The organism is Citrobacter sp. S55_ASV_140 (genome assembly GCF_018919505.1).
Lineage (GTDB): Bacteria > Pseudomonadota > Gammaproteobacteria > Enterobacterales > Enterobacteriaceae > Citrobacter > Citrobacter werkmanii.
Genome location: NZ_JAHLQZ010000089.1, coordinates 1 through 15992, shown reverse-complemented (window position 1 = coordinate 15992; position 15992 = coordinate 1). Strand labels below are relative to the sequence as shown.

16 protein-coding genes are annotated in these 15992 nt (G+C 50.1%); 5 read left to right on the top strand and 11 right to left on the bottom strand.

From position 1 onward, the window contains the following. The 3 genes from KQJ18_RS14250 to KQJ18_RS14240 form a co-directional block, all read right to left on the bottom strand. A partial coding sequence (locus KQJ18_RS14250; protein WP_216422164.1) for an EAL domain-containing protein occupies positions 1 to 1422 on the bottom strand: 1422 nt, incomplete at its 3' end. Positions 1423 to 1483: 61 nt separating this feature from the next. Then, complete coding sequence (locus tag KQJ18_RS14245) at positions 1484 to 1819, bottom strand: hypothetical protein (RefSeq protein WP_233638875.1); 336 nt, start codon at positions 1817 to 1819, stop codon at positions 1484 to 1486. Positions 1820 to 1956: 137 nt separating this feature from the next. Further along, entirely contained in the window at positions 1957 to 2703 is a 747-nt protein-coding gene (locus KQJ18_RS14240) for a hypothetical protein (protein WP_087856461.1), read from the bottom strand. A 465-nt stretch (positions 2704 to 3168) separates the two neighbouring features. Between KQJ18_RS14240 and KQJ18_RS14235 the strand changes: the two genes are divergently transcribed. The 5 genes from KQJ18_RS14235 to KQJ18_RS14215 are packed head-to-tail and all read left to right on the top strand — an operon-like array spanning position 3169 to position 9102. Next, entirely contained in the window at positions 3169 to 3705 is a 537-nt protein-coding gene (locus KQJ18_RS14235) for a fimbrial protein (protein WP_085047708.1), read from the top strand. 60 nt (positions 3706 to 3765) lie between these two features. Continuing rightward, entirely contained in the window at positions 3766 to 4524 is a 759-nt protein-coding gene (locus KQJ18_RS14230; protein WP_085047707.1) for a fimbria/pilus periplasmic chaperone, read from the top strand. After that, positions 4508 to 7063, top strand: a complete 2556-nt coding sequence (locus tag KQJ18_RS14225) for a fimbrial outer membrane usher protein (protein WP_085047706.1) — start codon at positions 4508 to 4510, stop codon at positions 7061 to 7063. The genes KQJ18_RS14230 and KQJ18_RS14225 overlap by 17 nt, the downstream gene beginning before the upstream one ends. A 4-nt stretch (positions 7064 to 7067) precedes the next feature. After that, complete coding sequence (stbD, locus tag KQJ18_RS14220; RefSeq protein WP_085047705.1) at positions 7068 to 8402, top strand: fimbrial usher protein StbD; 1335 nt, start codon at positions 7068 to 7070, stop codon at positions 8400 to 8402. Continuing rightward, positions 8368 to 9102, top strand: coding sequence for a fimbrial assembly chaperone (locus tag KQJ18_RS14215; RefSeq protein WP_216422163.1), 735 nt, complete (start codon positions 8368 to 8370; stop codon positions 9100 to 9102). The genes stbD and KQJ18_RS14215 overlap by 35 nt, the downstream gene beginning before the upstream one ends. Here KQJ18_RS14215 and KQJ18_RS24665 read toward each other — a convergent pair. The 8 genes from KQJ18_RS24665 to KQJ18_RS14175 all read right to left on the bottom strand — a co-directional run bounded on the left by KQJ18_RS24665 (position 9052) and on the right by KQJ18_RS14175 (position 15979). Next, positions 9052 to 9303 carry a glycosyltransferase gene (locus KQJ18_RS24665; RefSeq protein WP_233638874.1) on the bottom strand — a complete coding sequence of 84 codons (252 nt, stop codon included), beginning with the start codon at positions 9301 to 9303 and terminating at the stop codon, positions 9052 to 9054. The genes KQJ18_RS14215 and KQJ18_RS24665 overlap by 51 nt on opposite strands. Positions 9304 to 9494: 191 nt before the next feature. Further along, positions 9495 to 9887, bottom strand: coding sequence for a VOC family protein (locus tag KQJ18_RS14205; protein ID WP_085047703.1), 393 nt, complete (start codon positions 9885 to 9887; stop codon positions 9495 to 9497). A gap of 31 nt (positions 9888 to 9918) precedes the next feature. Further along, positions 9919 to 10173: a zinc ribbon domain-containing protein gene (locus KQJ18_RS14200; protein WP_038637880.1), complete on the bottom strand. Its 255-nt coding sequence runs from the start codon at positions 10171 to 10173 to the stop codon at positions 9919 to 9921. 298 nt (positions 10174 to 10471) lie between these two features. Continuing rightward, positions 10472 to 11644 (bottom strand): MalY/PatB family protein, encoded by a 1173-nt coding sequence (locus KQJ18_RS14195; RefSeq protein ID WP_216422162.1) that lies wholly within the window; start codon positions 11642 to 11644, stop codon positions 10472 to 10474. A 12-nt stretch (positions 11645 to 11656) separates the two neighbouring features. Further along, complete coding sequence (gene nhaC, locus KQJ18_RS14190; protein ID WP_038637884.1) at positions 11657 to 13108, bottom strand: Na+/H+ antiporter NhaC; 1452 nt, start codon at positions 13106 to 13108, stop codon at positions 11657 to 11659. A 140-nt stretch (positions 13109 to 13248) separates the two neighbouring features. Continuing rightward, the gene (locus KQJ18_RS14185) at positions 13249 to 14259 is read right to left on the bottom strand and encodes a LacI family DNA-binding transcriptional regulator (protein ID WP_038637887.1); all 1011 of its coding nucleotides are present in this window, start codon (positions 14257 to 14259) and stop codon (positions 13249 to 13251) included. Between the two features lie 101 nt (positions 14260 to 14360). Continuing rightward, the gene (locus tag KQJ18_RS14180) at positions 14361 to 14972 is read right to left on the bottom strand and encodes a LysE family translocator (protein WP_069323883.1); all 612 of its coding nucleotides are present in this window, start codon (positions 14970 to 14972) and stop codon (positions 14361 to 14363) included. A 236-nt stretch (positions 14973 to 15208) separates the two neighbouring features. Then, positions 15209 to 15979: an AraC family transcriptional regulator gene (locus KQJ18_RS14175; protein ID WP_216422165.1), complete on the bottom strand. Its 771-nt coding sequence runs from the start codon at positions 15977 to 15979 to the stop codon at positions 15209 to 15211. Positions 15980 to 15992: the final 13 nt, after the last annotated feature.

The window sequence follows — 15992 nt, the reverse complement described above, 5'->3', positions numbered from 1 at the left end:
GATATAGCATAGCTGATGTTCTGAACTGACGCCTTCCGCAACGATATTAAGCCCCAGCTTTTGACTCAGCATAATAATGGTATCCAGGATGGGCACGTCGCTGCCGCTGGTATCAATCGTATCGACAAAAGAACGATCGATTTTCAGATAATCAACCGGAAGCTGTTGGAGATAAGATAGCGAGCAGTAGCCGGTACCAAAATCGTCAATCGCTATCAGTACCCCTTTTTCACGCAACTGCATGAGCTTATCTGACACTAAAGCCGGTTGGATAATTAGGCTGCGTTCGGTGAGTTCCAGCATGAGGCGCAGTTTCCCTAAGCTTGTGAGTAGCGACTCAACATCGGCAATAAAACTCTCATGCATCAAATGTTCAGGTGAAATATTTACGCTAATATAAAAATCTTCGGCAACCTGCCACCGTCCGACATCCTGTGCGATGAGTTCAAATAAGTGACGCGAAAGCGGAACGATCATGCCTTCGTTTTCTGCTGCGGTGATGAAGATGTCGGGCGTAATTGAACGCCCATCCGGAAGGGGCCAGCGCATTAATGCCTCCACGCCGCCACAATTACCGCGGCTGACGTTAAATACAGGTTGATAATGCACGGTGAACTGCCCATGTTTCATACCGCGGGTGATTTCTCGGGCCATGGATAGCCGTTTCTGGGCCCATTGCCGGTAAAGAAAAAGGGTCATAAATGAGAAGCAAAGCGAGAGAGGGATGAAGATAAGAAGAGATTTCATCCACAGAGTCGTCAATGTCGTGAGAGGTGCGGCAACGGCAAGCGAAATCTTTCCGTCGGCGGTGGCGAAATGCTGGGTCATCACTATGCTGTCACGCTGCGCTGGTTGGCTGATAATCGTATCACCCTCGCCAAACCGCAGGCTGAACAAGGCGGCTCTTTCCTCTGCGAGGACATCCATCAATTCCTGAATATATCGAGAATCGACGATGACAAACGCCGCTTTATCCGTCGTCACCTGCTCCGTATAAACCACAGCGGGCCTGCCAGGTCCTCCGGCCATCAAGCCGAATGAGCGGACCCATCTGTCAGGTAACGGCGTCGGAAGCGTTTTACCTGGCGGCAGAGGAAAAGGGTGCGCCTGCTCCCGGGTAACAAAGGAACAGAGCAGATTGCCGTTTTCCACCAGACCAATATCGCGGATATAAGGGGTAAAGGCACGGGTACGATTAAGCTCCGACAGCATTTCAGTACAGGGCTTGTCCGCTAATTTTACGGTCTTCTCGGTGACCCGCCATGAGGCGGTTGACACATCGTTACTAAAACGTAATAAGGTATTCGCACTTAGTGCGACATCCTGTTTAAACTGCAGCACGCAGACCAGCAATGCTAATACAATCATAATGACCAGTGGTACAAGCACTGCATAAATCACAAAAGATAGCTTTAGTTTCACTGGGCGTTGCCTCTCACACACCAATGGAAGTGCGGTTTTGTATCCATGGCCGCAACACTCATTATGCTTTAGCGCTGCCACTCGTTGTGCAGAAATTATAGATCTGCCGGTTCAGGGAAAAAAGATAGGCTCTCTGACCGATTTTGTTTATCGTCAGCTCATTCACTGTTGCCGGTTGCAGGATACGCAGCCAGGAAAACATATCGCCTGTCGTATCAGAATTAAATCTGTGCACGGCTTTAACCCGAAAGGTGTAGGTTTTCATGCCGGTGCGGTTAAGTGGGGTGATTGCGACATCCTGAAAGAATAAGTGCTGCTCCCGCTGTTGATCCTGCACGGCATAATGAATGGCAATTCGGTTCGACTTAAGGTCCAGCACCAGAGTTCCGTTCAGCATGAGCTCTCTCGGTTTTATATAAATATTTGATTTGGCAGTGCAAATAAGATTACGCACTTCTTCCGTATCGTGCCTGGCTCCTTGATATATCTGCGTTACCAGGATGATAAATCCACAGAGCAGACCGCACAGGATGATTAGTAACGTTCTTTGATGGTAATGCATTTAGGTACCGCCGTTTCGACAGGATTCAGACATTGCAAAAAAAGATTCATGTTCGGCTCCCGAAGGTAATAAAGATAATGACCGTTCTGGCTACATAGCGGCAATGTCAGGGTTTTATAAGCCGAAACCACCTCCTTAAATGTTACTTTATCGTTAGCCATCTTAAAGAAGATGTACCCATCCTCATCGCCAAGCATCCTAAAGCTGCTGTTGTATTTATTTTGCGCTGGCGCATGCTGAAAAAGCATCGCAATCCCCGTTAACAGCAGCAGTATAATGGTCAGGATGAGAAGGCGTATTTTCGCTGCAATCTTTTTAACGTCCGTAATGTGAACCTGTTGACTATCTTTTTCACGCCCGGCATCTCCGACGTTTTCGCATGCTGGTGTAGGATCTTTTTCGATTGGATCTAACGCCAATGATAACGTTACGCCAATTCGGGGCCGTGTAACAATATCTGCTGCATTCAGGCCAACAAGATCAAATTTATTTCGCATCAGGTTAATGAGCTTGTAATAACTTGATTCGGAAACACAACCCGCACGGTTCTTCCAGACAAAATTAATAATATCTTCTTTTTTATATATCCCGCGATAAAACGCCAGGAGTAAATTTGTCTCCGATTCTGAAATTTTAATGATTTTATCACCGTTGGTTAATGTCATTCTGGCGCTATCAAATATCACCTTTTTATCTATTAGTAACGATTTCTCATCCATGTCAAACCCGATCTTTTATACATTTCTCTGTCGCTTTGTATATTAACATGGAGCAGAGGGATTTCATCCCGCTTTGCATCTTCAGTTTTTTGCTATGACATTTATGTTGGTGGTTAATTTCATTTTAAATCATGTGGTTATTTGTGCTTTATGAATTTTTCTTACCTGGTTTTGAATTTATGAATTTCAGTGCGTCAGGTGAGTAAGAAAAATGTAAGGGTTATTCAGCATGCAAGGAAGCTCTTTTCTGAAAATGATTTCTAAGATTAGCCCTAAAACATGATAGCGCCGTTGGGGTATAACGTCAGTCGCTATGCGTCTTGTGACAGAGGGCGCGCAATAAAAATCGCCCAGCGAGATGATATTTTTGTTTTTCCTCAACCAAAGGATGTTTGCTTTATCTGTGTTATTCACAGAGCGAGTAGCGTTAGTTGAAAGTAAATAGTAATCAAGGAATAAACGACCATGTTCAAGAAAACTAATCTGGCTTTACTCACAGCCTCACTTTTTATTTCTACCAGTACGTTTGCGATGTCCAATAATACCATTACCTTTCGCGGTGAAGTTTCCGATGAAACCTGTTCTGTAGCGATTAACGGTAATCAGGCAAAACCAGTAGTTATTCTGCCGACGGTGAGTGCAAAAGAACTGGCGAAAGGCGGAAATACCGCAGGTCAGGTGACATTTGATATTGGTCTCACTGGCTGTACGAGTAATGCCGATATACCGACCAAAATCTCTACCGTCTTTGTCGGTAACCAGGTGACCAGCAACGGTAATCTTGGAAATACCGGGGACGCCGCCAATGTTGAAGTCCAAATTCTCGATACGGCTGAGAAAGTTATCAACCTGACCAACGGCTTCAAAGGTGAAGGCGATCTGCAGTTGAAGCCGGGAGAGACAGAAGCCAGCGCCACCTATACTGCGCAGTATTACGCCACCGGCGCGGCATCGGCTGGTACGGTCGAAGCCACTCTCCAGTACGCCGTTTCCTACCTGTAAAAACGCTTCCAGGTCCGGTGCTTGTCGTCGGACCCTTTTGATAGCAATGGAGTTGTTGCAATGAAAAAGGATGCTACCCGTTCAGGGCTGCGCTATCTGATGGTGCTGCTAGTCCTGCTCCTTCCCGTTGCCATGTCATGGGCCAGCGTCACCATTGTAGGCAGTCGGATTATCTATCCGTCGACCATACCCTCTGTCGATGTACAGCTAAAAAATAACGATGACTTTCCCTACGTCGTACAAACCTGGTTTGACAATGGTGATATGCGTATTGGGCCAGAGAATGCGAGCGGCATTCCTTTTATCGCTACGCCGCCGGTATTTCGTATCCAGCCAAAAGCAGGGCAGGTGGTGCGCGTGGTGTACAGCCAGAGTAAAGCGTTACCGAACGATCGTGAATCTGTCTTCTGGTTCAACGCGTTGCAAGTACCGCCGGCCAATATTGGCGGCCGTCAGCAGAATAAAGTGCTGGTGATGTTACGCACGCGGATAAAACTTTTTTACCGGCCGGAAGGGATTGGTTCACCGGGCAATCTGGCTAAAAAGCTGCACGTTACCGTGGTGCGTAATGCCCGAAAAGGTGCCGGTATTGTCATCAGCAACCCGCAGCCATGGTATGCGTCCCTCAGCAACCTGAGCGTGACGGCAAGTGGTGTATCACGTCAGCTCAATGTCGAAATGATTCCACCTTTCTCCAGCCGTACTTTCTGGATACCTGGGAAATTCAGCGCCAACTCGCTTAACGGTACCGTCATCGTGACGTTGGTTAACGACCAGGGAGCAAGGATAAGCGAGCGTTATCATGTCGCCGAAGGTTAAATTCTGTCGCAAAAATATCTTCGTTATCTTAGCCGTAGTCTGCTCCGGTCAGGCATTTGGCGAAGAATACTATTTTGATCCTTCTCTTCTACAGGGGACGGCTTACGGACAAGGTATGGCGAGCGTTAACGGTCCCGGCACGCCCGCCGGAGAGTATCTGGTTGATGTTATGGTCAATGGCTCGCTGCTAAAATCCGGCGCAAAGATACGCTTTAATCCAGTCAATGGTGGACAACGCACGGAGCCTTGCCTTCCGTTCTCGCTGATGCAGGCTGCTCGGGTAAAATCGCTCCCGGATAAAGCACCTCCAAATAGCTGTCGTCCGCTAAGGGAATGGGTATCCCGAGGCGAATGGCAATTTGATAGCGCGACGCTACAGCTCAGGCTTACGCTGCCGATGAACGAGTTGATGCACAGGCCGCGCGGCTATCTTCCGCCTTCGCAGTGGGACAGCGGCGCATTGGCTCTGTTTTTACGCCATAACACTAACTGGACCCACACTGACAACACCAGCCAGCACTTCCGCTACCAGTATTTGTGGAGCGGTATCAACATTGGCAGCAACATCGGACTGTGGCAGCTCCGCCATCAGGGTAACCTGCGCTATGCCGACAGCAATCAGAGCGGAAGCGACTGGCATTACAATCGCGTACGCAGTTGGGTGCAGCGACCACTCGCCGCAATCGACAGCATCCTGACGTTTGGCGATAACTACACTGACTCCAGTTTATTCGGTAGCTTGTCGTTTAATGGCATGAAACTCGCCACGGATGAGCGCATGTGGCCGCAGGGTAAACGCGGCTATGCGCCTGAAGTACGCGGCGTGGCGGCAAGCAGCGCGCGGGTGGTCGTCAAACAGCTGGACAAAGTGATCTATGAAACCCATGTTCCGCCTGGACCGTTCTCTATTGACGATCTTTACAACACCCGTTATCAGGGAGATTTGCAGGTTGAAGTGATTGAGGCTAACGGAAAAGTATCGCGTTTTACCGTGCCTTATTCTGCGGTTCCCGACTCAGTACGACCAGGCAACTGGCACTACTCTTTCGCTCTTGGCAAGGTCCGCCAATATTACCGCATCGACAACCGCTTTCTTGAGGGGACGCTGCAGCACGGGGTGAATAATAACCTCACTCTTAACCTCGGATCGCGGCTGGCGCATGATTATCAGGCCTGGCTGGTCGGCGGCGTATGGGCGACCCGCTTCGGCGCATTTGGTATGAACGCCACCTGGTCTGGTGCGCGAGTGGAGCATAATGACCGCCAGCAGGGCTGGCGTACGGAACTGAGCTATAGCAAGACTTTTTCCACTGGTACTAATCTGGTGCTGGCGGCCTATCGCTACTCAACCGGTGGATTCCGCGATTTGGAGGATGTATTTGGCGTACGCCGACAGGAGCAAAACGGCATTGATTACTACTCTGATACGCTGCATCAACGTCAACGCCTTTCTGCGACCGTCAGCCAGCCCTTAGGCCATTCAGGTACGCTCAATCTCAGCGCCAGTACCGCTGATTACTACCATAATCAGTCGCGGATCACGCAGTTGCAGCTAGGCTACAGCAACCAGTGGCGAAAAGTGAGTTATGGATTCAACCTCGCCAGGCAGCGTTCCACCTGGGACTATGGCCGCTTCTACCGCAGCGTTAACGAACCGCAGGATCTGAGCCAGCGGCAAAAATATACCGAGACGACGCTGTCTTTTACTCTCTCCATTCCCTTTGACTGGGGTGACAGCCCGACATCCGTGGCGATGAACTATAACCAGTCGCGCGCGAATCACTCTTCAACCCTGTCGATGACCGGGACCCGTGGCGAGCAGAGCGAACTCTCCTGGTCTGTTTATGGCGGCTATGAACGCTATCGCAATGGGGATGAAGGGGCATCGACGACTTTCGGCGGTAATTTTCAGCAAAACACCCGTTTTGGCGCGCTGCGTGCGGGCTACGACCAGGGAAAGGACTATCGGCAGGTGGCACTGGGCTCCTCCGGGACCCTGGTGCTGCATTCCGGTGGCGTGACGCTCGGTCCTTACGCCAGCGACACCTTTGCATTAATTCACGCCGATGGCGCGCAGGGCGCAGTCGTCCAGAACGGTCAGGGAGCGGTAATCGACAGTTTCGGTTACGCCATTTTACCTGCGCTATCTCCGTATCGTCGCAACAACGTCTCTCTCGATACTCGCCAGATGCGCAGCGATGCTGAACTGACGGGGGGAAGCCAACAAGTTGTTCCCTATGCCGGCGCGATCGCGCGGGTGAACTTCTCCACAATTACCGGCAAAGCGGTGCTTATCGCGGTGAAAATGGCGGATGGCGGCGTTCCGCCGATGGGGGCCGAGGTCATTAACAGCGAAGGAGCTGTCATTGGGATGGTCGGGCAGGGTGGGCAGGTTTATGCCCGTATCAGCACTCCTTCAGGCTCATTGCTGGTGCGTTGGGGAAAAGGGACCGATCGACGTTGCCATGTGCCCTACCAGTTCGATCTGCATTCGCCTGAAAACGTGATTTATCTTACAACGACCTGCGAGAGGGAATAGTCTCATGTGTTATCTTCGCCAAACGCTGCTACTTGCTGCTACCCTGCTTTTCAGCACTGCGCCCTGGGCTAACTGCGTTAAAGTGACGGATAATAGTTTCCTTTCTGAGGCGGCGATTAAAGCAGGCTATACCGCACGCTACTGGCGCGGTGCCTTTGATGACAATATCGGTCATCTTGGTCTGCCGTCAGTCATTAGCGTTAGCGCGAATAATAAGTTCCAGCCTTCCGGCACCGTGCTTGCCAGTACGGTGGGTAATTTCCTCACTGCAGGCGTTCAGACGCCCTATACGGCAAAGCAGGTGCTTTACCGCTGTGATTTGCAGGACGCCGGGAAGCTGTATGAATTGTATTCAACCAACGGCGATAACTACTTTGTTGGTGGAAGTCGGGCGAAAGAAGTGGAGGGAGCCTACTATGACGCGGAACGTAACGTCGCGGTACGCATGACGAATTTGAGTACCGGCGAATACTATAGCCGTTTCTGGAAGCAGCGCCAGCTTACTGCGGATAGTTGGTTTCAGGACGATCGCGCAATTTATATTCCCGCAGGCGCATTTAGTAATGTCCTGTATGAGATGATTAAAATCGCCGCCTCAGGTCCCTATGTTTTTGGCGACAGAATTAACAAAGACACCTATAACCAGCCGCGCGGCTATATCGCATTCAAGGGGCCTGGCTTACTGACCTCTGCTATTCAACCCGGTATGGATCATGCTTCAAGTTATTATGGTTGGCCAGAATCCTGGCCCGGTGCGTGGAGTAGCTACAATCAGGTCACCTATATTCGCGGCGCAGCCTGCTCCATTGAAGATTATCCCGCGACGGTGCTGCTTCCTACCATTACAACGGAGGCGCTCTCTTCTGGCGAAAGCAGCGAAGCGCCTTTCAGTATAACGCTTGAGTGCGAGGCTGGCGCGGTGTCCTCGACTCATCCCACCACTAGTGTCGCTAACGTAGCCATGGGTTTTTTAGTCAATCAGCCTGGCGCTGTGGCCGCCGCGCGCCGCCTTGGCCTGACGACCACCGGCGGTGGATTGACCTGGTTACTGGACACGCATTATGGCGAAAAGGGCGTGGCTTCCGGAGTAGGAATACGGATTTACGATGAGGGCGGTGCGCCGCTTAACCTTTTGCCGGACAAAATGAGTACCGGAACGGGCAACGCCCGTGGCTGGTATGGATATAAGGAACTCACCGTACTAACGAGTAAAAAAGACCGCGGTTCAGTGGAGGTCTGGCACGGTGATTTTACCGCCTCCCTTGAGGCGCTCGCTGGACAACCGGTAACGGTAGGGAGCGTGAATGCGCAGTTACAGGCAGTGGTTAGTTTTCAGTAAGGCGGTATTAGCGCTGCTGTTGCTGGCAGGCGTCATTTCTGCGCCGTTTGCTGCGGTTAACGTTGACCGAACCCGGCTCGTATTCGCCTCTAACGATATTGCCCAGTCGCTGACGCTCGCAAACGACAGCGTAACGCCAATGCTGTTACAAATCTGGACCGACGCCGGAGAAATAGCTTCTTCCCCCGATAGCACCCGTACGCCGCTGGTAGTATTGCCGCCCGTCTTTAAGATGCAGCCGGATGAGTTGAGAACACTTCGCGTGATGCTGAGCTCACGGCGCAGTCTGCCAGAGGATCGGGAGAGCCTGTTCTGGCTCAACATTTACCAGATACCGCCTGAACTGAGCGCGACGAAAAGCGCCAGCCGCAAGCTAGTGTTACCCCTACGGCTGCGGTTGAAGGTATTTATTCGTCCGACCGGCTTAAAGGCGCCCACCGCCAATGATGAACAGAAACTGCGCTTCAGCATCACTTCGCAGGGCATCACGATAACCAACCCAACGCCGTGGTATATGAGCCTGACAGTAACGACAACAAAGGGAATCAGGATCGATAACGTCATGCTCGCGCCGTATGAGCGGCGAGATGTCGTACTTTCTCAGGCTCCAGGCGTGGGGGCAACGTTAAACTATGCGGTGATGAACGATTCAGGTAACTGGCGGACCTATACCGCAACAATTATGCATAATGAGATTTGAACGCTGTTTTTCACGGATATCCATCCCCACACTAAGGCATTTTTCCATCGTACATTCATTCTTCAGGCCGGACTGAATATCGACAATAATAAGTTCAATAGCCATGCGGGTTTCACTGAGGATTTTATTAACCGGACTACCAATGGTCTTAGTGGCATTGTAAGCCGGAAAGATGAGGCTGACGTCGATTTTATTCTTCATCTTTCCGCGCCGTGATGGCCTCATTATCTGGTTTACCAGGCAAGTGTATGCAAGATAATCGTTTTGATAGATCAGCTTTTCGATATTGATCGTTAGCGCCGATCGATAAGCGATGTATTGATGCGATACTATGCCTTCACAATACAGTAAAGCTGATCTCTGCCAGTACCGAATCGCCGATAAAGATTTCTTTAGACTACGTTCGCGTAATAGATAAACGCGAGCTTGTTGCCGTCCGGATCGCGTACGTAGGCGCTGTAAAATCCCTGACCATACTGCGGCCTGTGACCCGGCGCGCCTTCATCTGTGCCGCCCAGGCTGAGCGCGAGGGTGTGTAACTGCTCAATATGCTCGACGGAACGTGCATTCAGCGCCACCATCGTGCCATTACCAACGCTGGCAGGTTGTCGATCGAAGGGGCTGCCGATACACAGTCCAACGGTGTGGTTGCCGTTGAATGTTCCCCACGACGCCCCTTCTTCATTACGCCCGGCCTGCGGTTGCCCAAGCAGTTCCATTAGCGGATCGTAAAACTGAATGGCGCGTGGGAGATTGTTGGTACCTAACATAATGTAAGAAAACATACTGTCCCTCATATTCATGATGCCAGAAGGCTCAGTGGTTATCCGCCTTATGCGCCCAGGCGGGCATCGCTGTAAGATAACGCTTAGCACGTATACGCGCCTCTTCCGGGCCGACCTTTTGCCATGAGTCGAGAAACGCCGCCAGACCTGCAACGGCTTCATCCCAGGATTTCAAATTACCGTCGGCATCACTACACCAGGTGCAATATTGATTGCTGGCAACGTTGGCATCACTACCGGAGATTGGCATTCCGCAGGCCTGGCAAAACCGTTCATGCTCTGTCATACAACGTTCCTTTTGTTAGAGAGGTGGTTAATAAATATACATCCAATGACGAGAGAACTTAGGGGGCTAGATCAATTGTTGAGCGCTCGCGACAACCTGCAAGGGGGCGCTGACCGCACTGCCGGATATCGAAACGCTGAATGCTTTTATTACGCAATGTCATCTACCGGACTACGAAATAAAAGACCTTTAAGCATGATAACGGCGAGCTAAATAATTTTAGCTCTCTATGATTTTTGTGAATGTCCCCGCATCCTCATCGGATGGCGGGGATTTTTACTTTATTTTTGCAGGAAGATTAAACTGTAATACGCTTCAACCCCACTATCGCTTTTTCGAGGTAGGCGCGTGGACATCCCATGTTCAGGCGAATAAAACCTTTGCCAGCCGAACCAAAGCTATTTCCCATTGAAGGCGCAATACCGGCAACATCAAGCATAACCCCTTTGAGTTGCTCATCATCCAGTCCAAGCGCTTTGCAATCGATCCACAGCAGATACGTACCCTGGGAAGGAACAACCCGAGCCCACGGGAGATATTCATTAATCTGTTGAATAAACCAGCGTCGATTTTCAGCCAGATAATCGAGTAACTCGTCTAACCAGGGCGCGCCATGCTGCCATGCTGCCGTACTTGCCTCGACGGATAGCGCATTGAACACATCCAGCCCATGGGCATCCAGACGGCGTAAAAAGTGTTCACGCAATGCCGGTGCCGGTATCAGAAAATTAGCAATGCGTAGTGTCGACAAACCAAACGTTTTACTGGCGGAGGTGGCAGAGATAACGCGCGAATGCCAGCGCGCTCCCAGATGCAGAACTGAAGTAAATTTTTCACCTGGCAGTAATAAATCAGCCCATATTTCATCAGACAGCAACGTAACATTATAGGTCTCACATAAGGTGAGTAGCTGTTCCAGCTCCTGCGCAGACCAACAACGGCCGGTTGGGTTATGCGGATTACATAAAATCATCAACGGTGGGCGTTCAGTCCGGAATAACATTTCCAGGTGCACAAAATCCATTTGATAACCCGTAACCGGATCCTCAGATAATGGGTTTTCCAGGAGCTGCCTGCCGTTCAGAGTGATAATTTTGGCGAATGACCCGTAGTACGGCCCCTGAACGACCACGCCTTCACCGGGTTGACTCAGCATTTGCACCAGTAGAGATAACCCCGGAACGACGCCTTCAATGCTGCAGACCCATTCCTGCTTTATTTCCAGTTGATGGCGGGTGGAGAACCATGAGTTTAATGAATCAAAGTAACTTTGTGGGCGTTCGCTGTAACCAAAAATGCCGTGCCCGACGCGGAGTGTTAAAGCCTCCTGAACGGCAGGGGGGCAAGCAAAGTCAAAGTCAGAAACCCACATTGGCAACAGTTCATGTGTATCTTCGCCGAAATATCGCGTCATAAAGTCCCATTTCAGCGAACCGGTATTGTGGCGATCGATAACCTTATTAAAATCCATTACATGCTCTCCCTATTCTGTTGCCGTAATTTTTTTAGCTGTACCTGCCGCTGATGGCGCTTTTGCGATACCGATTCCTGTAAAACCATAAATCAAGGCGAAGAAGATTGCGGCATAGCACTGAATTGCCCATGGCAGTAAATCCAGCGTGCTCACGCCTAATGTCGTTGCCATATAGACTCCGGCAGAGGTCCACGGCAATAGCGGTTCAATAACTGTGCCCGCATCTTCAATAGTGCGGGATAGATTTTTAGTATCCAGTCCCATACGACGGTAAGCGTCTTTAAATAATTCAGCTGGAACCAGAAGAGCGAGTTTGCCGTCGCTTGTCGCACCTGTCACCAGAATGGTGGTTCCAATGGTCGCCGCAATTAGCTGACCGACACTGTGAATGACGGTCAACAGGCGGTTAATAAGAATGTTGAGCGCCCCCGTTAACGTTAAAGCCCCGGCAAAAGAGAATGCGCAAAATACCAGAAGGATAGTGCTCATCATTGAGAACATTCCACCACGGTTAAGCAGGCGTGGTACATCCGCAATAATGCCCTCGCTCCCTTGCGGGAACATCGTAATATTAAAGCCATCGATAAAGGCATCCAGTCCTTGCTTGATGCTAAGTCCCTGCATCACAACGCCCAGAATCAGGGCTAATACGCACGCGCTCAGCATTAAAGGAATGACCGGTTTTTTACGAATCGCCCCCCATAAAACGATTACTGGCGGCAAAATCAGAATGATATTGAAGTGGTACAGCGACTCCAGTGCGTTGACAATATCGGTCACCCGTTGTGGCGTGGCGACCTCGCCCAGCATATTGCTGTGGCCCGCAATTAAATAAACCACGGCTGCAAGCAGAAAGCTGGGAATTGTGGTCCACAATAAGTGCTGAATATGCTCGAAAAGGGTAGTATCTGCGACAATGGCCGCAAAGTTAGTTGAGTCTGACAGAGGCGATATCTTGTCGCCGAAGTAAGCACCTGAAACAACGGCTCCCGCAGCCGCTGCCATCGAGACATCCAGTCCGGCGGCAACCCCCATCAATGCTACGCCCACCGTTCCGGCTGAACCCCAGGAGGTTCCGGTACATACGGATACGACGCTGGTCAAAAAGAAGGCGGCGATGAGAATGTATTCGGGGCTGATGAGTTTAAGTCCCCAGTACACCATATAAGGGATGGTGCCGCTAAACATCCATGTTCCAATCAGGCCGCCAACGCAGATAAGAATCATAATAACCGGCATTGCTTTGGCGAGTTTATCGACCACCGAATTAATGATGTCTTCCCAGCAATACCCTTGCCACCAGGCCATCCCTGCGGCGACAGCGGCAGAACACAGTAACAAAGGTTCAATGCGTAACCCCATAATGCCGTAGCCAATAATTAATAGCAGGAGCATGGCTAAAATAGGGATCGCTGCCAGTCCAAATGAGAGCGTTTTTTTCTGATTTTGAGAGGCATTCATTCATGAATCTCCAGTCTGTAAGGTCGTTCAAGAGTAGAGAACACCCTTAGGCCTGACTGTGATCGTTCATTGGCCCTCATGTAAGCGATTACATGAGAACGTTAAACTTGAAGTCGATCACAATTCAGGGGCTTGACGATTTACGCATTGATGACGGGGGGAAGAACAGAATCGCGGATCACCAGATCCGCAGTGAAGCTATTCACACTGGGACGCTGGGTTGCGCCCTTAAAAAGCTGTATCGCCAGGTGCGAAGCACAGCGCGCCATCCGTTCAACGGGGTAATGCATTGTTGTCAGCGCGGGATAGAGATAGCGCGCCATCACCACATCATCGAACCCAACGATTGAAAGCTGCTGTGGCAGTGTAATTCCTTGTTGATGAAGGATGCGCATAATCCCGGCGGCCATCACATCATTAAATGTCACCGCTGCGGTGAAAGGGATGCCGCAATTTAGCAACTGATGCGCAGCGCGTTCGCCCCCCTCTTCATTGAAGGGGACGCTAATAACCCAGTTTTTATCTGGCGTAATACCATATTCGGCCAGCGCCAACTGATAGCCCTCCAGTCGCTCACGACGATCGATAATCGGTAAATCACTTGTCACGCAAGCAATACAACGGTGTCCTTGTTCCAGTAGATGTAGCGTGGCTGTTTTAGCTGCTTGACTATTTTCCAGCCATACGCAGCGATTGGCCATGCCGGCAATATAGCGATTCACGACGACCATGGCCGGGAAATGCGCGGCATATCGCAACAGTTCTTTTTCGGAGAGCCTACTGGCATGGACCACAATAGCTTCACAGCCCTGGTTGATCAGGAAATCGAGCCCGGATTTTTCCATTCCTTCATCGTGGCCACCGCTGCATACCATCAGCCGAAATTGTTGCTGGCGTGATACTTCTTCCACGCCTCGGGCAAGTCTGGCAAAAAAAGGATCGGCAAGATTGCCGGTCAATAACCCGAGCATGTCCCCGCTGCGTTTCGCTAATGCAATTGCGGCGGCATTGCGATGATAATTCAGCTCGCGCATAGCTTTTTCAACACGCTCACGCGTCACCGGTTCAACCCATGCAGTTTGATTAATAACGCGTGAAACGGTTGCGGTGGATACTCTTGCTAACTCTGCAACATCCTTTATCGTTGCCATACCGGCTCTTTACCTTATTGATGCTTGAGAATTTGCTTATCACTGGTTTTTATTTGGAAAATTAACTATGGGCTTTTATTTATCATGAGTTCATCTGACGTCTAGATTTGCATCAATGCCAGTTTAACGGCAAGCCCGGCAAACGCAACAGCAAAGAAACGCAATACCCAACGTTGCACAGCAGCATTAGCAACCACATGCTGGCGTATGCTGGCTGCACTAATTCCATATACGGTAAATACAAAGAAAGTCATAACCATAAAAATCAGGCTCATCTCCAGCATCTGAGAAACAGGTGAGATCTCACCTTTTATAACGAACTGCGGTAAGAATGCCAGGAAAAACATAGAGAGTTTAGGGTTGAGTAGATTGATAAGTATCGCCGAGGTTATAACTTGCCTTAAACTCTGTTTTTTAGTTTTACTAGCCATATTCAGATTTTTATTTTCATTAAGCGTTTTCCATGCCATATAAAGCAGATATGCTACGCCCAAATATTTAATTATCTGAAGGGCCATTTCACTAGTATGCAGTATTGCAGCAAGTCCTGTAATAACTGTTAATATGTGCGGAACAATACCCAGCGTGCAACCCAATGCAGCAATTATACTTACGCGAGCACCATCTGAAATGCCCGTGGCGACAGTATAGAGTACGCCAGTCCCTGGAGATGCCACGATAATGAGAGTGGTAAGGAGAAACTCAAGTGTCATAATGAATTTCCCCCGCAGACTTTTACTTCGGACTCGATGTAACGGGGCAACTGAGTCTGCGCAGTGAGGTTGGTACGGGGAATAATGCCATCTGCATGAATTATTCCAGTGTAGAGTCGTTCAACATGATTACGAATGAGGGGAGGGTAGAATAGTGACATTGGCAAATCTCTCTTCCGGAATGTTTCCAGCAGCATGCCGAGTGTCACGATTGGTGTATTGAATAAAATTGCAGCTTACTTTATCGCAGCAGCATAGGCGCCGGGCGTTATGCCATAAGTACGAACAAAAAGTCGCGTCATATGACTTTGATCTGCAAAACCGGCGGTATAGGAGGCATCAGTAAGAGACATTCCTCCAGCGATAAGCTGCCTCGCCTTTTGCAGTCTCCGCTGGATAAGATAAGCATGTGGAGTAAGCCCTGTGACTGTAGAAAAAGCGCGTAGTAGCTGAAACTGACTCACGCCTCCCAGAGCTGAAAGCTCATGGAGTGATAACGGTAATGAGGGGTCATCATCAATACGCTCCTTTGCCAGGATAATTGATTTTGGTACGCCCTTTTTCTCAATACGCGGGCTTGCGAGTAAGCCTGCCAGTAAAAAGAGCAGGGTTTCTTCCTGTTCAATTTCGCTGTGCCCGCCGCGGGAATCCGTCAGAATTCGAAAGAGTGTCGAGAAATGGGCCGCAGGCTCACGATTACGAAATACTGGGCTGGATAGCTCAACGCAGCCAGAGCGACTTTCCGTCAGAACTTGCATGGCGCCGGACAAAACGGTGGGGTCGAAATAGAGCATGCGCCACGACCTGCTTTCTGTTCCCAAAGGTGAGCCATCATGGACTTCACCAGGATTAACGGTGATCACATTCCCCACTACAGCTTCTACCCTACCGCGCCCACTCATCGAAACCTGAGCTCCACGAACGATTAAGCCAATGCCGAACTGATCATGAGTATGACGCCCAAACCGGAAGGACGTATCGGCAGATACCGCATGGACACCTGCCATCCCACATCGAAGG